This is a genomic window from Roseobacter litoralis Och 149 (genome assembly GCF_000154785.2).
Taxonomy (GTDB): Bacteria; Pseudomonadota; Alphaproteobacteria; order Rhodobacterales; family Rhodobacteraceae; genus Roseobacter; species Roseobacter litoralis.
This window is the reverse complement of sequence record NC_015730.1, coordinates 3982082-4000933: the sequence shown is the minus strand read 5'-3', so window position 1 is coordinate 4000933 and position 18852 is coordinate 3982082. Positions and strand designations below refer to the sequence as shown.

The window sequence follows — 18852 nt, the reverse complement described above, 5'->3', positions numbered from 1 at the left end:
ATGGCGACGCGCCTACTGTGGCGCCATGGCGAAGCGTAAAACCAGAACCAACCCGACTAGTCGCGTAAGGTCGCAAGGTCTTGTGCGCAAGACCCTGCGCATCGCGGTGCGTGTGGGGCTGGTCGTCGTGGCCTTGGGTCTGCTGGTGATGTTTCTGGGCCGTTTCGTGCCGCCCTTAACCACCCCCTATATGTTCGCAGAAGGGCGCAAACTGGGTGGTGTGTCCTATGAATGGGTTGCGCTGGAGGATGTGGCACCGGTCATGGCGCGGTCGGTGGTGGCGGCGGAGGATGCGAATTTCTGCACCCATTGGGGGTTTGATATGGTTGCCATCCGGGAGGCGATCGAGGATGGGGGCACGCGCGGGGCCTCGACCCTGAGCCAGCAGACGGTCAAGAACCTCTACCTGTGGCATGGGCGCAATTACACGCGCAAAGCGGCGGAGGCGTTGTTGACCCCGGTTCTGGAGGGTCTGTGGCCCAAGCGGCGGATCATTGAGGTCTACCTCAATATTGCGGAATTCGATTCGGGCGTCTTTGGCGTCAAAGCGGCGGCTGCGCATTATTTTGGCGTCAGCCCGGATGCGTTGAGTGCCACGCAGGCGGCACGGCTTGCCGCGATTTTGCCCAGCCCGAAAACACGGTCCGCCTCGCGCCCGTCTGATTTCGTGCGCAAACGCACGCGCGCGATCATTGACGGGGCCGCGACGATCCGCAGAGATGGGCGCGCCGCCTGTTTCGAGAGTTGAATCCGCGCGCAGTTGCGGGCATTGAAGAGAGACCCTTTGCACTGTGGAAAAACTGATGGCCCGTCTCTTTCATGTTCCCTTGTCCCCGTTTTGTCGGAAGGTCCGGCTCAGCCTTGCTGAAAAGAAGATCGATGTTGAGCTGGTTGAAGAGCGCTATTGGGAAGAAGACCCGGAATTCATGCGGCGCAACCCGGCGGGCAAGGTGCCGGTGCTCAAGATTGACGGCGTGATCATGGCCGAGAGTGCCGCGATTTGTGAGTATATCGAAGAGACGCGGCCTGACCCGTCGCTGATGCCCAAGGACGCGATTGCGCGGGCCGAGGTGCGTCGCCTTGTGGGGTGGTTTGATGACAAGTTTCACCATGAGGTGACGTCGAAACTGCTGTATGAGCGGGTCAACAAGAAGATGATGAAACTGGGCTATCCCGATAGTAAAAACGTCAAGGCGGGATCAAAGGCGATCAAGTATCACCTTGATTACATGACGTGGTTGCTGGATCATCGCCGCTGGCTGGCCGGGGATGCGATGTCGCTGGCGGATTTTGCCGCTGCCGCCCATCTGAGCGCGCTGGATTACAATTCGGACGTGGATTGGAACCGATCAGACGTGGTGAAGGACTGGTATGCCAAGATCAAATCCCGTCCGGCCTTTCGCAACATTCTGGCAGATCAGGTGCCGGGCTTTCCGCCCGCCAAACATTACAATGATCTGGATTTCTGATTTGCGGATCGCATGAGCGGCCTCAAGGAAAAGCTCGTCGCGCGCGCTTTGGAAGAGGGGTTCATCGCCTGCAGGATATGCCGACCGGATGCGGTGCCCGATGTGGCCGCGCGGCTCAAGGCGTTTGTGGATGCGGGCTATCACGGTCAGATGACGTGGATGGCGGATCGGATGCATTGGCGCGGGGATCCGACGCAGCTTTGGCCGCAGGCGCGCTCGGTGATCATGCTGGCCGAGAGCTATGGCCCTGAACATGACCCGATGGCGGTGCTGCAGCAGCCCGAGCGCGGGGCCATTTCGGTCTATGCGCAGGGGCGCGATTATCACGATGTGGTCAAGAAACGGCTCAAGCGGCTGGCGCGCTGGCTGATGGCTGAGGCCGCCGATGCTGACCCGCAGGTCAAGGTCTTTGTCGATACGGCCCCGGTGCCGGAAAAGGCGTTGGGTCAGGCGGCGGGTCTGGGCTGGCAGGGCAAACATACGAACCTGCTCAGCCGGGAGTGGGGCAACTGGGCGTTTCTGGGCGCGGTGTTTACCACGCTGGATATTGCGCCGGACGCGGCGGAGGTTGATCATTGTGGATCCTGTCGCGCCTGTCTTGATGTCTGCCCGACGGATGCCTTTCCCGCGCCCTATAAGCTGGACGCACGCCGGTGCATTTCCTATCTGACGATTGAGCACAAAGGACCCGTTCCGACCGATTTGCGCCCGCTGTTGGGCAACCGGATTTATGGCTGTGATGATTGTTTGGCGGTGTGCCCGTGGAACAAATTTGCCACTGCTGCGCGCGACATGCGCTTGTCGGCGCGGCCCGAACTGACGGCACCCCGATTGGCCGACCTCGCCGCGCTTGACGATGCGGCGTTTCGTGCGCTGTTTTCGGGGTCTGCGGTCAAGCGCATCGGGCGCAACCGTTTCGTGCGCAACGTGCTTTATGCGATTGGCAATTCGGGTGAGGCGTCTCTGCGCCAGATCGCGTCTGAGCTGACGGATGATCCGGATGACGCCGTGGCGGATGCGGCGCGCTGGGCGGTGGCGCAACTGGGTGGTTGATGACGCAAACAGGCGGGAAACGTCGTTTTGCTTTGCTACATCGGGACCAGTAACAGGAGAAGAATGCATGCCGATCTTGCTGGGTGTGGACACGGGCGGCACCTATACGGATGCGGTTTTGATCCGCGATGAAAAAGAGGTCATCGCCACGGCGAAATCCCTGACCACGCGGCACGATCTGGCCGAGGGCATTGGCGCTGCCGTGCGGGCGGTGTTGCGCGCGGCGGCGGTTGCGCCCGCTGATGTGTCCATGGCCTCACTGTCGACCACGCTGGCCACCAATGCGCTGGTGGAGGGGCAGGGCGGGCGGATCGCTTTGATCTTGATCGGTTTTCAGGAACGTGATCTGGACACACATGGCCTGCGTGACGCGCTGAAAGGCGACCCGGTGCTGATCTGTTCGGGCGGGCATGACCACGCAGGCGCTGAAGTGGCTGCATTGGACAGTGATCTGATCCAACAGTTTCTGAGAGGGCAGGCAAAAGACGTGAGCGCCTTTGCCGTCGCGGCGCAATTTGCGACCCGCAACCCGGCGCATGAACTTGAGGCTGCCGCGCTGATTGAAGAGGTGACGGGGCGGCCTGTTTCTGCCTCGCATGAGCTATCCGCCAAGCTGAACGGGCCGAAACGGGCCATGACGGCGCTGCTGAATGCGCGGCTTGTGGGGATGATTGACCGGCTGATCGGGCGTGCGGAAGATATGCTGCGCGCGCTTGGCATCACGGCGCCGATGATGGTCGTGCGGGGGGATGGCGCGTTGATTTCGGCAGTACAGGCGCGGCACCATCCGATTGAGACGATCCTGAGTGGCCCGGCGGCGTCACTGGTGGGTGCGCGGTGGCTTACGGGTGCGCAGGATGCGCTGGTCAGTGATATTGGCGGGACGACGACGGATATCGCCCTGCTCAAGGATGGTCGCCCGGCGATTGACCCGGCGGGGGCGCAGGTTGGCCCCTATCGCACGATGGTCGAAGCGGTGGCCATGCGCACCACGGGCCTTGGCGGGGACAGCGCGGTCGAGATGGTATCGGGCGGATTGGCGCGCGCGATCACGCTGGGGCCGCGCCGGGTCGTTCCGGTGTCGCTGATGGCGCATCATGCGCCCGAGGTTGTGCATGCTGCCCTGGACGCTGCCCTGCGCGCCGCAGCACCGGGCGAGCATGATGCGCGGTTTGTGCAAGCTGTGCGCGGGCAATCCACCGAGGGGCTGAGCGCGCGGGAAACTACGCTGCTGGATCGGATCGGTAGCACGATGCACCCGCTGGGCTCGGTTTTGCGCGCGCGCCTTGAGCACAGCGCGCTCAACAGGTTGGTGGAACGCGGCCTTGTGCAATTGGGCGGCGTTACCCCGTCGGATGCGAGCCATGTGCTGGGAACGCTGACGGATTGGGATGCGGAAGCGGCACGCAAGGCGTTGGTTTTGCTGGCGCGGCGACGCTCCGGCGCGGGCGAGGTGCTGGCGCGAACGGCGCAGGACATGGCGCAGATGATCGTGGATCAACTCACGCAGCAAACGGTCACGGCGCTGCTGGAGGCCGCCTTTGCCGAAGAGAATGCGGATTTTGGCGGTGCACCGGGCGATCTGGCGCGCCATGGGCTGATGCAGGCGGGATTGCGGGCGCATCGCGGTTTGCTGCGGTTTGATGCAGCACTTGATGTGCCGGTTGTGGGGCTGGGGGCGTCGGCGCCAACCTATTATCCGGCGGTCGGGCGCGCCGTCAGGGCCGAAATGGTGTTGCCCGAACACGCCGGGGTGGCGAATGCGATCGGTGCGGTGGTCGGGCGCGTGACCATGCGCCGGGCTGGTAGTGTGACGTCCCCCGCGGAAGGGAGGTTTCGCGTTCACTTTGACAGTGGGCCGGAGGATTTCGCGGATTGCGATGCCGCACTACAGGCGCTTGAGGCACACCTGAGGGAGCGTGCGCAGGCCGATGCCGCGCAGGCGGGGGCTGCCGATATACAGCTGACCGTGACACGCGATGTCAAAACCGCTGGCGTCGAAGCGCGCGAAGTTTTTGTCGAGGCCTTGATCACAGTCGAAGCCGCGGGCCGCCCCCGGGTCACGGTCTGACGCGGTATTGAGGCAGCTCACAACAGACATTTACCTTGCTCTGAAAGGCACACACAGGCACACAGCAAGACGGATGAGTGGATTTTAAAAAGAGGATGCAGTCGTGGAGTTTGACCTCGCCGAGCAGCCGGAAATTGTGCAGCTTGCTGCTGGCTATGCATTGCAGATATGGGAGATCGCGCAGTCATGGGCCCTGAGCCCGGCGGCTTGGTCACAGTTTGCCTTGTTGGTGCTTGCTTATGCGCTGGCGGTGATTGCTGCGGCACGGCTGCGCGGAACGCTGACGCGCCTGCTGACCCCGGCCGCTGAGGCGGAGTCGATGATTGCGCGGTCCCGGCGCACGGTTCTGATGTTCCTGCCCTTGCTGTTGCCGCTGCTGGCCTATGGTTTCACCGCCATTGGGGAAAGTGTCGTCCGGTCAATTTTCGACAGTGGCGCGGTGATCGCCTTTGGCAAACGTGTGTTCCTGTTTCTGGCTGTGCGCACGCTGGTGCGGGACATTATTTCGGACCCGTTGCTGAAGCTGCTGGGGAAATATGTGCTGATCCCCATCGCTGCGATCTATGCGCTGGGTCTGCTTGATGCGGTGAGCGCCAAGCTGACCGAGACGACCATAAGCCTCGGGAACATCTCTTTCTCGGTGATGAGCCTGATCCGGGGTCTGATCGCGGGCAGCGTGTTGTTCTGGCTCGGCGGATGGTCGAACCGCCAAAGTGCGCAATTCATTGAAAGTCAGAAGGACATGCGCCCGTCGCTGCGCCAGCTTGTGGCCAAAGTGGTGGAATTTTCGATTTTTGGTATCGCGTTTCTGCTGTTGATGAACATCATGGGCATCAACCTCAGCACGCTGGCCTTTATCGGGGGGGCGGTCGGTGTGGGCCTTGGGTTCGGGCTGCAAAAGATCGCGTCGAACTTTATATCCGGCGTAATTCTGCTGGTCGAGGGACAGGCGACCGTTGGGGATTACGTCGCACTGGATGGCGGCGAATCCGGTCGCATTGTGAAAATGACCGCGCGCGCGGCTATTCTGGAAACCTTTGACGGGCGCTGGATCGTCGTGCCCAATGAGGATTTCATCACGACGCGGGTGGTGAACTATTCCGACAGTGGATCGGCCAATCGCTATGAGGCCCCGTTTTCCGTCAGCTATGATACGGACATCAATCGGGTGCCCGCGCTGATCGAGGCGGCGGTGGCGACGCACCCCGGCGTGCTGAACGATCCCTACCCGCCGGATTGCGAGTTGCGTGGGTTTGGCGACAGCGGCATCGACTTTGCCGTCGAGTTCTGGGTCAACGGCTTTGACGATGGCCCCAATAAATTCACGTCAGATGTGCTCTTTCTGATCTGGAATGCTCTGAAGGAGAATGACATCGAAATACCTTATCCGCAGCGTGTGGTCGAAATAAAAGGCGGTTTACCGGGCGTCTCATCGTGAGCACGGCATTGGTGATCGGGGCAGGCCCCGCAGGTTTGATGGCCGCCGAAACGTTGAGCGATGCGGGCCACAGTGTCATTGTCTGTGATGCGAAGCCCTCTGTTGGACGCAAGTTTTTGATGGCGGGCAAGTCGGGTTTGAACCTGACACGAGACGAGCCGTTTGCGCCTTTCATGACGCAGTATTCTGCCGCTGAGACGCCTTTGCGTCCAATTGTCGAAAGCTTTGACGCTGAGGCTGTTCAACACTGGGCGCGCGGGCTTGATCAGGATTTGTTCACAGGGTCCACGGGTCGCGTGTTTCCAAAAGCCATGAAGGCATCGCCGCTGTTGCGCGCGTGGCTGGCGCGTCTGGATGCAGCGGGTGTAGAGCGTCGAACCCGCTGGCGTTGGTTGGGATGGGATCAGGACGCCGCCCTGTTTGATACGCCAAAGGGCAGCGAACAGGTGAAAGCGGATGTCACTGTGTTGGCCATGGGGGGTGCAAGCTGGGCGCGGTTGGGGTCTGATGGCGCATGGGCCGATGCGGTTGGTGCAGAGGGCTGCGCGCTGAGCCCCTTCGCGCCGTCGAATGCGGCGGTGTCGATCACGTGGACGGACCATATGGCCCCGCATTTTGGGAATGCTCTTAAGTCAGTGGCATGGCAGGCTGGTGGCCTGTCATCACGTGGAGAGGCGTCGATTACGCAATACGGTCTCGAGGGCGGCGGGGTTTATAGCCTTACACCGGCTTTGCGGGACGGTGCGCCTTTGTTTGTGGATCTTGTCCCGGATCTGTCCGCAGAAAAACTGGCGGCGGATTTGGCCAAGAAGCCAGCCAAGCTACGGCTTGCCCATTGGCTGCGAAATAACCTGCGTCTGTCACCTGCGAAAATTGCTTTCTTTTTTGAGATGACTGCGACGGCGCGACCGTCGCGGGACACATGGGTCACGACCCTCAAGAAGCTGGCTGTCCCATACGATGGGCTGAGGCCGATGGATGAAGCGATTTCAACGGCTGGCGGCGTGCGATTCGACGCGATGAACGATCGCCTGATGCTGAAATCGCGCCCTGGCGTCTTCTGTGCGGGGGAAATGATCGACTGGGAAGCACCGACGGGCGGCTACCTGATCACCGCATGTCTTGCGACCGGACGCTGGGCGGGACGCGGGGCGGTGGATTACCTCGCAGCAGCTGCCTGAAACGCGGGCCGTTGGCGGAGGTTTTTGCCATAGGCGAATAGTTTGTCATCCACGCGCGGGAATCCAGCACCGACGGCCCAGTTCAGGCAATGACAGGCGAGAATGTCCGGAACCGTAAGGTGATCGCCCATCAGAAACGGCCCATTGAGTTTTGCGGCCAGTTGATCGGCGGATGCGCTGAACTCTGCCTTGAGGGAGTCTTTGACCGCCGGTACGCGGTGTTCCTGCGGCAAGACAAAACTGTGTTTTGCTGCTGCCCAGAGGATCGCGTCGAATTCGTCTACCAGCCAGAAGGTCATCGCGTCCTGCCGCGCCCGCGCAACTGTGCCCGCCGGTGCGGTGAGCTTGCCGTGTTTATCCGCCAGATAGGTGAGGATTGCCATCGAATCGGTGAGCACCTCCGCGCCGTCGATCAGCGCGGGCACCTTACCGGATGGGTTATATGTGCGCGCCTCGTCGGACCGGGGTGCGGCGTCGATGTGATTGTAAGCCTCGCCCAGTTCTTCGAGCATCCAGAGGACGCGCATGGCGCGGGATTTGACGGGGCCGATAACCGTATACATTTGCGTTTCCTTTTGCCGTTATCTCGGGGCCAGCATGGCGAGGCGGATAAATGCGCGTTCCACCAGCGCCATGCCCGGCGCATGTTGCCCGGCAGAGCGCAGTTTGAGATCCGTATCCGTCAGGACGGTCAGCGCGGTTTCAAGTTTGACAGCGCCCCATTTGCGAGACTGCGCCAGCATGCGATCCCGGTTGGGGCCAAATATCGTCGGCCTGCCGGATGTGTCACAGGCCGCCCGGTGCAAGGCCCGGAAATGACGCATCGCCCCGATGCACAGGCCGACCGGATTGGCCCCCTGCGCGATGAGTTTCTGCATCATCGGGCCAATTTCATGCGCACGCGCTTCGGCAACCACCATCAGGACGTCATCCACATCCGCCTCGGTCGAGGTTGGCGCACAGGCCGCGATGTCCTGCAGGGAGATCGGGGCCGGGTCGTGCAATTTGTAGAGGGAGAGTTTTTCGATGGTCTGGCGAAAATCACCGGGGTCAATGGCCTGCGCCAGATCGCTGAGGGCGGCCATCACGTCACCTGTCGGCAGGGCGAGGCCGGTTTCAGCCAGCGTCGTTTCGATTTCTGCGCGTGTGGGTGGGTTGTCGTAAATACCGGCGGCATAGGCGTTCGGATGGGCCTCAAAGGCCTTGCGCAGTTTCGAGGTTGGTTTCAGCGCCCCTGCGGTCACGATGATCTGCGCATCCCCGCTCTGCCAATCGGCGAGGGCGGTCAGGATTGCGGGGGCTGTGTTTTCGTTCGCCTCTTGCACGAATGCGGCGCGTGGGCCGGGGAAGAAGCCAACGGCCTTGACGGCATCGAGCAAAAGCGCTGGGTCCTTGCGCAGATCACCGCCATTCAGGCGCGTCAGGCGCATTTCTTCTTCGGCCTCCTTGCCCAGAAGGGCGGCCAGCAATTGCTGGCGTTTCAGGGCCACCCGCATGGCGTCCGCGCCGTAAATCAGAATGCCGGCCTTGTCCGGGTCAGGGCGCGCGAAATAGGAAACTGCATCGCGGGTAGAGAGTTTCATGTCAAATCAGTGCTCAGCAAGCGGACGACAATCTGGTCTGCGAGCAGGGACATCAGCCGTTCGCGGGCATCCCGTTCGGCGGCCAGTGTTGCAACGGTCGTGCCTGTGGCTGACGAGCCGGTGAAATTATCCACGGATCCCGAGGTGACAACCCGCCCCGTCGCCTGTTCGACCAGAACGTAATCGGCAGTGCCGACGATGTTGTAGCGGTTGATGTTGCTATCCCTGTTCACCGCCAGCGCTTCGCGTTTGGAATCAACCGCCAGCGTCAGTTTGTAGGTGGGCTGTGCGGCGCGGCCCAGACGCTCTTCAAGGCGGCGGACCACGAGGTATCCGTCAACATCATCGGGGTCGCTGACCTCAACCGCGTTTTGCAGCGCACTGCCGGTGCTGCCGGTTCCATAGACCGGCGCAAAGCCACAGGCCCCCAGAGCGAGGGGCAACAAAAGCAGGCTGCGGCGGCTATACGACGACATTCACAATCCGTCCCGGTACGACGATGATCTTTTTCGGGGTGGCCCCATCCAGTGTTCGTATCACAGCTGGGTCCGCAAGGGCGATTTTTTCAACCTCTTCCTTGCTTAAATCGGCGGATACGACGATTTCTGCGCGCCGCTTGCCGTTGATTTGAACAGGCAGCGTGACGGTATCGGACACCAGCATCGCCTCGTCCGCCTTGGGCCAGGGCGCGGTTGTCACCAGTCCTGTGCCCCCCTGATGCGCCCAGATGTCTTCGGCCAAGTGCGGCGTCATCGGGGACATCAGTTGCGCCAATGTCATGATGGCAGTGCGTTGTGCGGCGTAGCCTGCCTTGGATTTCTGCAATTTGGCGGTGAAGGCGTAGAGCTTGGCAATGGCGGCATTAAAGCCAAAGGATTCGACGCCCATTGTCACATCGTGAATGCACACATGCATCGCGCGCAGCAGGTCCTCATCCCCTTTCCCGGCGGTATCCTTGTCCATTTTGCCGATGCGCTCGCTCAGGGTCCAGACGCGGGTCAGGTGTTTGAAGGCGGCTTCGGCGCCTGATGCTGTCCATTCCACATCCCGTTCGGGCGGGCTGTCGGAGAGGACAAACCAGCGGGCGGTATCCGCGCCATAGCTTGCAATGATGCCCAGCGGGTCGACCACGTTTTTCTTGGATTTCGACATTTTGGCCGACGGGATGATTTCCACCTCGGTGCCATCCGCGAGCCTGCCATCCGTGACATCTTCGGGCAGGTGATAGACCGGGCGACCGTTCGCGTCGCGGGTCTGGTAGATTTCATGCGTGACCATGCCTTGGGTGAACAGGGCGTCGAAAGGTTCGATCGCGCTTTGCGGCAGGTGACCGGTGATCTGCATGGCGCGGGCAAAGAAGCGCGAATAGAGCAGATGCAGGATCGCGTGTTCGATGCCGCCGATATATTGATCGACATTCATCCAGTATTGCGCGTCTTCCATGACGGTCGGCGTCTCGGCGCGCGGCGCGGTGAAGCGCGCAAAATACCATGAGCTGTCGACAAAAGTGTCCATCGTGTCGGTTTCACGCTGCGCCGGTTTCCCGCAGGCGGGGCAGGGCGTGTCGCGCCATGTGGGGTGGCGGTTCAGTGGGTTGCCGGGGGTGTCAAAGCTGACGTCATAGGGCAGTTCGATGGGCAGGTTTTCTTTCTTTTCCGGCACAACGCCGCAATCGTCGCAATGCACCACTGGGATCGGGCAACCCCAATAGCGCTGGCGGCTCAGACCCCAGTCGCGCAGGCGGTATTTGGTGACGCCCTGACCGATGCCATTGCTTTCGCAAAAGTCGATGGCGGCATTAATCGCCTCAAGCCCCGTCTGAAATTCCTCCCCGGCAAAGCCTCTGTTATAAAACACTTTTTCGGTTTTCGCCGGTACAAAGGCTTCGCTCAGCACCTCGTCGGCGTCCTGTGACGGCAGAAAGGTCGAGATAATGGGCAGGTCGTATTTCGTTGCGAACTCGAAATCGCGCTGATCATGTGCGGGGCAGCCGAAAATCGCTCCGGTGCCATAATCCATCAGAATGAAATTCGCGATGTAGACGGGCAATTCAACAGCCGTGTCAAAGGGATGGCGCACCCGGAGACCGGTGTCAAAACCCAGCTTTTCAGCGGTTTCGATGGCTTCTTCGGTGGTGCCGCCTTTGCGACATTCGGTACAGAAGGCCGCCACGTCGTCGTTATCGCGTTCGAGTAGTTTGGCGAGCGGATGGTCCGGCGAGATGCCGACAAAGGAAGCGCCAAGCAGCGTGTCAGGCCGGGTTGTGTAGACTTCGATCCGGTCATGGCCGTCGGGTCCGTCAATCGTCGAAAAGGCAAATTGCAGCCCGCGCGATTTGCCGATCCAGTTCTCCTGCATCAGGCGGACTTTGGCCGGCCAGTTTTCCAATGTGTCCAGCGCGCTCAGCAACTCTTCGGAATGGTCTGAAATTTTGAAGAACCACTGGGTCAGTTCCCGCCGCTCAACCAAGGCACCAGAACGCCAGCCGCGCCCCTGCTCGACCTGTTCGTTGGCCAGAACGGTCATGTCCACCGGGTCCCAGTTGACGATTGCGTTCTTGCGATAGACCAGCCCCGCATTCAGAAAATCGAGGAACAGCGACTGCTGCTGGCCATAATATTCCGGATCGCAGGTGGCAAATTCGCGGGACCAGTCGATGGACAGGCCCAAAGGCTTCATCTGGTCGCGCATGTCCTTGATGTTGCCATAGGTCCAGTCCTTGGGATGACCGCCAATCGCCATGGCGGCGTTTTCCGCAGGCATGCCAAAGGCGTCCCAGCCCATCGGATGCAGTACGTTATGCCCGGTTGCGAGCTTATAGCGCGCGATCACGTCACCCATGGTGTAGTTGCGCACATGTCCCATATGGATACGCCCTGACGGGTAGGGGAACATCTCGAGCACATAATATTTGGGTTTGTCGGCGGACCTGACGGCTTTGAAGACTTCGTTTTCGGTCCATGCTTTCTGCCAGCGTGCTTCGATTTCGGCTGGGGTATAACGCGTCATGACGGCGTCCTTCTTAACGTGAGAGCGCCGGGAACCGTCATGTGTGCGGAGCCCGGCGCCGGGAATTGAATCTGGCTTGTTGCGCGTCTCAAAGTTAAAACGCACAGGCCAAGTTAGAGCGCATCATCCGCGATGCGCAGTTGGCGCGCCCGGCTGAGGATGGCGTTTTCGACGGCCTGAACGGCTGACGCACTGGCAGGCCCGTTGCGGGTTTGCAACGAAACATTCAAGGATCGCGCAGCGAGTGCCGGGTCATCAATAAGAATGGTCGCGCGGTACGCCCGCCCGCTGCCGGGCGGCGTGCCAAAGCCGGTTACGATAACACCTGTGAAGGGATCAACTGACTCAACAGGCAGAAAACTCAGCACTTCGAGCGACGCGGACCACAGGTACTTGTTCACAGCGACGGTTTGTTCCCTGTTCCCGCTGTTGAACGCATCCCAGATGGTGGTACCAGACGATCGGTTTCTATCGCGCTGACTTGTGAAGTTGTCGCTTCCTGGCGGGCCGGTGACGGCATTTGATGGCGTCGCGACGCCGCAGCCTGACAGCGTGGCGGCGACCGCCATGACCGTGATTATCTGTATGAACCATATCTTCTGCATCGAAAATCCGCCTCGATAGACCTTTTACAACGGCTTACTTCACTTGCCGGGGTGCCGCAAGCGGCAGGCATCAAATGGGCCGTCCGAAGGGGCCTTTCGGGGGTGTGGCAATCCAGCACCAGCTTTTTGGAAACTCGGGGACTTTTTTTGTCTTGGGTTGAGATTGACGGGGCTGTGAGACATTAGGTTTAGCACGTCCGGGATGCACAAACGCCCCAGACACTATCTAACCCTGAGGGATTGAGACATGAAAAAGATTCTTATGGCATCCACGATGCTTGTCGCGACCGCCGGAATGGCCGCCGCCGACATCACCTTCGACGGCTTCGGTCGTTTCGGTATTGTTTATAACGATGGCGCCGACGACGATGGCGATCGCAGCGACACACAGCTGGACCAGCGTTTTCGCCTGAACGTTGTTGGTACAACTGAAACAGACGGCGGCGTCGAGTTCCGCGCACGTCTGCGTTTGGAGTCCAACGATAACGGTGACGGTCAAGGTTCCGGCGGCGGCAACGTCGTAGAAGCGCCTGAATTCGGCGTACGCGCCGGTGGCTTCAACGTGTTCCTTGGTAACACATCTGACCTTATCGACTCCGGCGACGTTGTTGATTACTACGGTAACGGTATCGGTCTTACAGATTTTGCTGAAACTTCCAGCAACTTCGTAACCGGTGACGTCATCAGCGGCATCAATGGCGGCGACGACATCGATCCAACGATCAAAACCAGCTATACCGTTGGCGACTTCACATTCGGTGCGTCCTACTCTGACAACGCGCTGGACTCTGCAACTGAAGAGTACCAGATCGGTTTGGGCTACAAATTCGGCAACTACGGTGTCGGTGCTGCGTTCGGTAACGTTGATGGCGGTGACTTTGACGATACGGACTTCTGGGCGTTGTCCTTCAACGGCGACCTCGGCTCCTTCGCATTCTCGCTCTTGGCAGCCGATAGCGACGACCAAGACGACGTAGCACTTGGTGCATCCATTGCCGTACCAGTTGGTGCAGCAACAGACGTCCGTTTCGTTGTGTCAGACAACGGTCTTGACAGCAGCGACTCGTTCGCGGCGACCAAAGGTGACGACACTGCATACGCCATCGGCTTCCGTCACAGCCTCGGCGGCGGTGTACGCCTCCAAGGTGGTATCGGTGAAAACAGCCTCGGTGATACCGTTGGTGACCTGGGTGTAATCTTCAACTTCTAAGTTGAAAATAACATCGTGAATTTGGGGCGGTCCTTTGGGTCCGCCCCTTTTCTTTTGGGCAACGGGTTTATGTTGTCCATGGACAGTAAACGAGAGACATGATGAGCCTGAGCGACATTTCACAACGTATCGAAAAGGCAGTGGCGGACGCGGGGCGCGCTGCGGGCTCCGTCAAGCTGATTGCGGTGTCAAAAGTGCAACCGGATGAGCGGGTAGAAGCGGTGCTGAAAGAGGGCCACCGCTGCTTTGGTGAAAACCGGGTGCAGGAAGCGGCAGGCAAATGGCCCGCGTTTCGCGATGACTACGACGGCGTTGATCTGCATTTGATCGGCCCTCTGCAAACCAACAAGGCGCGACAGGCCTTTGACCTGTTTCAATCCATTCACACCTTGGACCGACCCAAGCTTGCCAAGGCTTTTGCCCGGCTGGCGCAGGATACGGGTCACTGCCCGGAAATGTTCGTTCAGGTCAACACAGGCGAAGAGCCGCAGAAAGCGGGCGTTTTCCCATCCGACGCCGACGGGTTTGTCGCGGAGTGTCGAGCACTTGATTTGCCGATCAAAGGCTTGATGTGTATCCCGCCGATTGACGAGGAAGCCTCCCTGCATTTCGCCTTGCTGGCCAAAATTGCAGAGCGCAACGGGTTGGCGGGCCTGAGCATGGGCATGAGCGACGATTTCGAAAAAGCGATTTCCTTTGGGGCGACGCATATCCGCGTCGGGTCTGCGATCTTCGGGGCGCGCGTTCCGGCCTGATCGGGGGCTAGGATACAATCAGCCGCGTCTGGAGCGTAATTCGCGGGGCGATACGGCGCAGGTTGTGGCGCGACAGGGCGACACAGCCCTCGGTTGGAAAGCCGGGGCGGCGGTACTGATGCATGAAGATCGCCGAACCACGCCCTTTGACCGCGTAGGGCCAGTTCCAATCCGTGAGCAGCACAAGATCGTACAATGGATCCGCCCGGCGCAGCTTTTCATGACTGTGCGGGTAGGGCGCGCGCACCATCATGTTGTAATCTTCATGCCCGGCATCATCTGACCACAGGTCATTCAGCCCGATGGGCAAGGCCCAGTCTGCGGGTTTGGCCATCCGGTCTGGGCGGTACAACATGCCGACAATCCGGTGGATGCCCGTGGGTGTGGCCCCGTCCCCTTCTTTCTTGCGCCGGGTTATGCCGGTTTTCCCAATCGTGCAGGGAAAGAGTTGCCCCTGAAACCGCAGGCCCCGTGGCGTGACAACCAGATCATCCGGCGTCATTTCAGGTGGCCCGATTTGGCAACTTTTGTCGCGAGATAGGCGTGATTATGCGGGTTTTCGCCCACATGCAGGGGCACACGTTCGGTCACGTCGATGCCGTTTTCGCACATCATGGCGACCTTGCGCGGGTTATTCGTCAGCAGCCGCGCCTTGGAAAACCCCATGGATTTCAAGATTGCTGCGCCGAGGCGAAAGTCGCGTTCGTCATCCTCAAACCCGAGCCGGTGGTTGGCCTCGACCGTATCAAAGCCTTGATCCTGCAGGGAATATGCCCGCATTTTATTGGCCAGACCGATGCCGCGTCCTTCCTGATTCATATACAAAAGCACGCCGTGCCCCTCATCCCCCATCTGCGCCAAGGCGGCGCGCAATTGTGGCCCGCAGTCGCATTTGAGCGACCCCATCAAATCACCGGTAAAGCACGCGGAATGCAGCCTTGTCAGCAGCGGCTCAGCGCGATCAGGTTTGCCGATTTCAATGGCGTAATGCTCTTCGCCGCCATCTTCGGGACGGAATACATGCAACCGCCCGGCCTCTGAAACCTCCATCGGCAACCGCGCACTGATCACCGAATGCAACGGGCTGGAGGCGTCCAGCATCGCCTGGCCGCTGTGCGCGGATAAATAAACGAGGTTGTGCTCCGCCGCAAAAGAAAGTGCGTGTTCCAAAGGGATGCACACAACAGCCGGCAACAGGCGCGCAGCTTTCGCCAGCTGAATGGCAAACCGATGCGTTTCAACGTTCCCGCCGCGGGCGCAAGACAGCGGACCTTTCATCGGGTGCATCAGATCACCCGCCGGGTCCGCGATCCCGTTGACCCATGCCAGTGTCGCATCGCGCGGCAGTTTCACCCGGGCCAGATCACCATCATAGGCGGCGGCCTTCAGCGTCGCCGCGCGCCGCGCCGTAACGACCAGCATTGCATCCTGAGACAGGGCCATCATGGTGCCCAGCCGGTCGGTATTGAGCGTCTCCGCCGTTGCTGCGAGAAGAGGCGTCGGTCCGTCAACAACAACCGGCACGCCCATACGCAGGTCTGCGCGCGCACGCGCCATCAACTCGTTTTGGTCTGGAGAAAAGTTCATGATGTTACAATGCCTGACAAATCATGCCTCGATCTAGGGCAATTCGGATGGAATTGAAACATTTGAGCCGCTTTGTAACACGAGGCCGTGAGGCGTGAGCACACAAGCTTGTGAGATCGCTTTGAAATGCACAAGTCTAATAGGGCAAAACGGAGGCGGCAGATGGCACAGTTAAAGAAAATCCTGTTGGTAGATGATGATGATGATCTGCGCGACGCGCTGAGCGAACAGTTGATCATGACCGAAGACTTTGATGTCTTTGAAGCGGCAAACGGCGCGGATGCGATGGTGCGCGCCAAGGAGGCGCTCTATGATCTTGTGATCCTTGATGTGGGGCTGCCAGATACGGACGGTCGCGAATTATGCCGTTTGATGCGCAAGCAAGGTGTGAAAAGCCCGATTCTGATGCTGACCGGGCACGATAGTGATGCTGATACGATTTTGGGTCTGGATGCCGGCGCCAATGATTATGTCAGCAAACCCTTCAAATTTCCCGTGCTGTTGGCGCGGATACGCGCGCAACTCAGACAGCATGAGCAGTCAGAAGACGCGGTGTTCCAGCTTGGGCCCTATACATTCAAGCCTGCGATGAAAACGCTGATTACCGAAGACGAAAAGAAAATTCGCCTGACGGAAAAGGAAACCAATATTCTGAAATTCCTCTATCGCTCGACCGAGGGTGTGGTGGCGCGCGATGTTCTTTTGCACGAGGTCTGGGGATATAATGCCGGGGTCACAACGCATACGTTGGAGACGCATATTTACCGTTTGCGTCAGAAAATTGAACCGGACCCGTCAAATGCGCGTCTGCTGGTTACAGAATCTGGTGGATACAGACTAATGGCTTAAGAAATTTCTCGCAGTTTTTGATATGAATCAAGAATCTGTTAACCATCTTTTGCTAAACATAGATATCCCGCGCATGTCCGGGTTTTTGACATGCACCTCCCTGTTGGACTTGGCCGGGCTTTATGCCCGGTCTTTTTTTGTCTGGTCCGCGGGTAGAACCCCCCTCAAAAGAAAACACGATCCGTCACGGTTGGGCATGGTGCCAGCGGCGCGCAGTGTTTAGGGTGCCGCAGAATCTCAATGGCGGAGTATCTCTATGGCTTTCTCGTTAGCAACCTGGAACATCAATTCTGTGCGGTTGCGTGAAGGCCTCGTGCTGAAACTCATGACCGAAGAAGCGCCCGATGTCCTGTGCCTGCAGGAATGCAAAAGCCCTGTCGACAAGATGCCGTTGGATGCTTTCGCCGCCGCAGGTTACGCGCATGTCGTGGCACGCGGCCAAAAGGGCTACAACGGGGTGGCCATTCTGTCCAAAATCCCGATGGAAGAAGCCGCTGCCGAAGACTTTGCTGCATTGGGACACGCGCGCCACATCGCGGGCCGATTGGAAAACGGCGTGACGGTGCATAACTTTTACGTCCCAGCAGGCGGAGACGTCGCGGACCGGGAAGTGAACGAAAAATTCGGTCAGAAACTGGATTACCTGACGGAAATGCGCGACTGGTTTCATACGCAAAAGCCTGAAAAATCAATCCTTGTGGGTGATTTGAACATTGCCCCACGCGAAGACGATGTATGGGATCATAAAAAGCTGCTGAAAGTTGTCAGCCACACGCCCATCGAGGTTGAGCATCTGGCGCAAACGCAAGACGCCGGTGGCTGGGTCGATATCACCCGGCAGGACATTCCTGAGGGCAAGCTCTTCAGCTGGTGGTCCTACCGCGCTGCCGATTGGGATGCGGCGGACAAGGGGCGGCGGCTGGATCATGTCTGGGCCACGTCGGATATCGCCGCAGCGGGTCACGACAGCCGCATCGTTCGCGGTGCGCGAGGCTGGGAAAAGCCCAGCGATCACGCCCCGGTTTTTGCGCAATTTGACCTTTGAAAAAGCAATTTGCCTCCCATATAACGCTAGACGCGCAGGCGGAAGGATAACACGATGATGGACCTGAATTTGGGGGCTGCACCCGCAGCGGATGACCTGATCAAAGACGCAACCGAAGCGACATTCATGGCGGATGTGGTTGACACGTCCCAGACGGTGCCGGTGATCGTCGATTTCTGGGCGCCTTGGTGTGGACCGTGTAAAACGCTTGGTCCCCAGCTTGAAGCCGCTGTGCGCGCGGCAAAGGGCGCGGTCAAGATGGTCAAGATCAACGTGGACGAAGCCCAGATGATCGCCGGACAGTTGCAGATCCAATCGATCCCGACCGTCTATGCGTTTTCCAAAGGGCAACCGATTGACGGGTTTCAGGGGGCGTTGCCTGAATCTGAAATCAAGGCGTTTGTGGACCGTGTGGTGAAAGCTACCGGTGGTGAAGCGCCCGGAGATGGCCTGGCCGATGCGGTGGCTGCGGCCGAAGAAATGCTGACCGAAGGGGCGGCGGCGGATGCGGCGCAGACCTTCGCCGCCGTATTGGGCGAGGATGAGAAACATGCGGCGGCCTACGGTGGCATGGTGAGGGCCCATATCGCGATGGGCGAACTCGATCAGGCAGAGGCGATTTTGAACGGCGCACCGGCAGAGATTTCAAAAGCGCCTGAGCTGGAAGCGGCCTTTGCGCAGCTTGAACTTGCCCGTCAGGCCGAGGGTGCAGGCCCCGTTGACGAGTTGAAAGCCGCCGTTGCAGCAGACCCGGACAACAATCAGGCGCGGTTCGATCTGGCGCAGGCCATGCACGCGAACGGCGATGTCGAGGGCGGCGTGGCCGAGTTGCTGGAACTTTTCCGGCGCGATCAGGAATGGAATGACGGGGCGGCCAAGGCGCAATTGTTCACGATATTCGAGGCGCTTAAGCCGAATGACCCGATTGTTCTGAATGGGCGGCGCAAACTTAGCTCCATCATATTTGCCTGATCGTTCGGGCGGGCTAGGTTCCCCA

At 59.6% G+C, this 18852-nt stretch carries 18 protein-coding genes; 11 read left to right on the top strand and 7 right to left on the bottom strand.

The genetic code is table 11. The features are described 5' to 3' along the window. The first annotated feature begins 25 nt into the window (after positions 1-25). The 6 genes from mtgA (at position 26) to RLO149_RS19120 (ending at position 7212) form a co-directional block, all read left to right on the top strand. Positions 26-748, top strand: coding sequence for a monofunctional biosynthetic peptidoglycan transglycosylase (gene mtgA / locus RLO149_RS19145; protein ID WP_013963731.1), 723 nt, complete (start codon positions 26-28; stop codon positions 746-748). A gap of 55 nt (positions 749-803) precedes the next feature. Continuing rightward, positions 804-1469 carry an FtsZ-binding protein FzlA gene (gene fzlA, locus RLO149_RS19140; protein WP_013963730.1) on the top strand — a complete coding sequence of 222 codons (666 nt, stop codon included), beginning with the start codon at positions 804-806 and terminating at the stop codon, positions 1467-1469. A gap of 12 nt (positions 1470-1481) precedes the next feature. Next, positions 1482-2522: a tRNA epoxyqueuosine(34) reductase QueG gene (gene queG / locus RLO149_RS19135; RefSeq protein WP_013963729.1), complete on the top strand. Its 1041-nt coding sequence runs from the start codon at positions 1482-1484 to the stop codon at positions 2520-2522. Between the two features lie 67 nt (positions 2523-2589). After that, the gene (locus tag RLO149_RS19130) at positions 2590-4593 is read left to right on the top strand and encodes a hydantoinase/oxoprolinase N-terminal domain-containing protein (RefSeq protein ID WP_013963728.1); all 2004 of its coding nucleotides are present in this window, start codon (positions 2590-2592) and stop codon (positions 4591-4593) included. A gap of 103 nt (positions 4594-4696) precedes the next feature. Continuing rightward, a complete protein-coding gene (locus tag RLO149_RS19125; RefSeq protein WP_013963727.1) occupies positions 4697-6031 on the top strand; it encodes a mechanosensitive ion channel family protein in 1335 nt (444 codons plus the stop codon). Next, positions 6028-7212, top strand: a complete 1185-nt coding sequence (locus RLO149_RS19120) for a TIGR03862 family flavoprotein (protein ID WP_044025444.1) — start codon at positions 6028-6030, stop codon at positions 7210-7212. Before RLO149_RS19125 ends, RLO149_RS19120 begins: the two co-directional genes overlap by 4 nt. Here RLO149_RS19120 and RLO149_RS19115 read toward each other — a convergent pair. From RLO149_RS19115 to RLO149_RS19095, 5 genes are all read right to left on the bottom strand, one after another. Further along, positions 7191-7775 (bottom strand): glutathione S-transferase family protein, encoded by a 585-nt coding sequence (locus RLO149_RS19115; protein WP_013963725.1) that lies wholly within the window; start codon positions 7773-7775, stop codon positions 7191-7193. The two genes, RLO149_RS19120 and RLO149_RS19115, sit on opposite strands and share 22 nt — an antisense overlap. A gap of 18 nt (positions 7776-7793) precedes the next feature. After that, entirely contained in the window at positions 7794-8795 is a 1002-nt protein-coding gene (gene holA, locus RLO149_RS19110) for a DNA polymerase III subunit delta (protein WP_013963724.1), read from the bottom strand. Continuing rightward, the gene (gene lptE, locus RLO149_RS19105; RefSeq protein ID WP_013963723.1) at positions 8792-9271 is read right to left on the bottom strand and encodes an LPS assembly lipoprotein LptE; all 480 of its coding nucleotides are present in this window, start codon (positions 9269-9271) and stop codon (positions 8792-8794) included. Before lptE ends, holA begins: the two co-directional genes overlap by 4 nt. Next, positions 9258-11804 (bottom strand): leucine--tRNA ligase, encoded by a 2547-nt coding sequence (gene leuS / locus RLO149_RS19100; protein ID WP_013963722.1) that lies wholly within the window; start codon positions 11802-11804, stop codon positions 9258-9260. The genes lptE and leuS overlap by 14 nt, the downstream gene beginning before the upstream one ends. A gap of 113 nt (positions 11805-11917) precedes the next feature. Further along, positions 11918-12409: a DUF3576 domain-containing protein gene (locus tag RLO149_RS19095; protein ID WP_013963721.1), complete on the bottom strand. Its 492-nt coding sequence runs from the start codon at positions 12407-12409 to the stop codon at positions 11918-11920. Between the two features lie 247 nt (positions 12410-12656). Between RLO149_RS19095 and RLO149_RS19090 the strand changes: the two genes are divergently transcribed. Next, on the top strand, positions 12657-13619 hold the full coding sequence (locus tag RLO149_RS19090; protein WP_013963719.1) for a porin: 963 nt from the start codon (positions 12657-12659) through the stop codon (positions 13617-13619). A 101-nt stretch (positions 13620-13720) separates the two neighbouring features. Continuing rightward, on the top strand, positions 13721-14374 hold the full coding sequence (locus tag RLO149_RS19085) for a YggS family pyridoxal phosphate-dependent enzyme (RefSeq protein WP_174270239.1): 654 nt from the start codon (positions 13721-13723) through the stop codon (positions 14372-14374). Between the two features lie 7 nt (positions 14375-14381). On the opposite strand, the gene RLO149_RS19080 is transcribed toward RLO149_RS19085, so the two are convergent. Together RLO149_RS19080 and ribA are read right to left on the bottom strand one after the other, a co-directional pair. Next, on the bottom strand, positions 14382-14876 hold the full coding sequence (locus RLO149_RS19080) for a L,D-transpeptidase family protein (RefSeq protein ID WP_013963717.1): 495 nt from the start codon (positions 14874-14876) through the stop codon (positions 14382-14384). Next, the gene (gene ribA / locus RLO149_RS19075; RefSeq protein ID WP_013963716.1) at positions 14873-15961 is read right to left on the bottom strand and encodes a GTP cyclohydrolase II; all 1089 of its coding nucleotides are present in this window, start codon (positions 15959-15961) and stop codon (positions 14873-14875) included. The genes RLO149_RS19080 and ribA overlap by 4 nt, the downstream gene beginning before the upstream one ends. A gap of 162 nt (positions 15962-16123) precedes the next feature. On the opposite strand from ribA, the gene RLO149_RS19070 reads away from it, so the two are divergent. The 3 genes from RLO149_RS19070 (at position 16124) to RLO149_RS19060 (ending at position 18827) form a co-directional block, all read left to right on the top strand. Next, positions 16124-16810 carry a response regulator transcription factor gene (locus RLO149_RS19070; protein WP_011566403.1) on the top strand — a complete coding sequence of 229 codons (687 nt, stop codon included), beginning with the start codon at positions 16124-16126 and terminating at the stop codon, positions 16808-16810. Positions 16811-17066: 256 nt separating this feature from the next. After that, positions 17067-17855 carry an exodeoxyribonuclease III gene (locus RLO149_RS19065; RefSeq protein WP_013963714.1) on the top strand — a complete coding sequence of 263 codons (789 nt, stop codon included), beginning with the start codon at positions 17067-17069 and terminating at the stop codon, positions 17853-17855. A 54-nt stretch (positions 17856-17909) separates the two neighbouring features. Then, positions 17910-18827 (top strand): thioredoxin family protein, encoded by a 918-nt coding sequence (locus RLO149_RS19060; protein ID WP_013963713.1) that lies wholly within the window; start codon positions 17910-17912, stop codon positions 18825-18827. Positions 18828-18852 lie beyond the last annotated feature (25 nt).

What these genes read in the sequence shown, in the direction of transcription:
- mtgA (WP_013963731.1), top strand. Translation starts at nt 26, where the DNA reads ATGGCGAAGCGTAAAACCAGAACCAACCCGACTAGTCGCGTAAGGTCG.
- fzlA (WP_013963730.1), top strand. Translation starts at nt 804, where the DNA reads ATGGCCCGTCTCTTTCATGTTCCCTTGTCCCCGTTTTGTCGGAAGGTC.
- queG (WP_013963729.1), top strand. Translation starts at nt 1,482, where the DNA reads ATGAGCGGCCTCAAGGAAAAGCTCGTCGCGCGCGCTTTGGAAGAGGGG.
- RLO149_RS19130 (WP_013963728.1), top strand. Translation starts at nt 2,590, where the DNA reads ATGCCGATCTTGCTGGGTGTGGACACGGGCGGCACCTATACGGATGCG.
- RLO149_RS19115 (WP_013963725.1), bottom strand. Translation starts at nt 7,775, where the DNA reads ATGTATACGGTTATCGGCCCCGTCAAATCCCGCGCCATGCGCGTCCTC.
- holA (WP_013963724.1), bottom strand. Translation starts at nt 8,795, where the DNA reads ATGAAACTCTCTACCCGCGATGCAGTTTCCTATTTCGCGCGCCCTGAC.
- lptE (WP_013963723.1), bottom strand. Translation starts at nt 9,271, where the DNA reads ATGTCGTCGTATAGCCGCCGCAGCCTGCTTTTGTTGCCCCTCGCTCTG.
- leuS (WP_013963722.1), bottom strand. Translation starts at nt 11,804, where the DNA reads ATGACGCGTTATACCCCAGCCGAAATCGAAGCACGCTGGCAGAAAGCA.
- RLO149_RS19095 (WP_013963721.1), bottom strand. Translation starts at nt 12,409, where the DNA reads ATGCAGAAGATATGGTTCATACAGATAATCACGGTCATGGCGGTCGCC.
- RLO149_RS19090 (WP_013963719.1), top strand. Translation starts at nt 12,657, where the DNA reads ATGAAAAAGATTCTTATGGCATCCACGATGCTTGTCGCGACCGCCGGA.
- RLO149_RS19085 (WP_174270239.1), top strand. Translation starts at nt 13,721, where the DNA reads ATGAGCCTGAGCGACATTTCACAACGTATCGAAAAGGCAGTGGCGGAC.
- RLO149_RS19080 (WP_013963717.1), bottom strand. Translation starts at nt 14,876, where the DNA reads ATGACGCCGGATGATCTGGTTGTCACGCCACGGGGCCTGCGGTTTCAG.
- ribA (WP_013963716.1), bottom strand. Translation starts at nt 15,961, where the DNA reads ATGAACTTTTCTCCAGACCAAAACGAGTTGATGGCGCGTGCGCGCGCA.
- RLO149_RS19070 (WP_011566403.1), top strand. Translation starts at nt 16,124, where the DNA reads ATGGCACAGTTAAAGAAAATCCTGTTGGTAGATGATGATGATGATCTG.
- RLO149_RS19065 (WP_013963714.1), top strand. Translation starts at nt 17,067, where the DNA reads ATGGCTTTCTCGTTAGCAACCTGGAACATCAATTCTGTGCGGTTGCGT.
- RLO149_RS19060 (WP_013963713.1), top strand. Translation starts at nt 17,910, where the DNA reads ATGATGGACCTGAATTTGGGGGCTGCACCCGCAGCGGATGACCTGATC.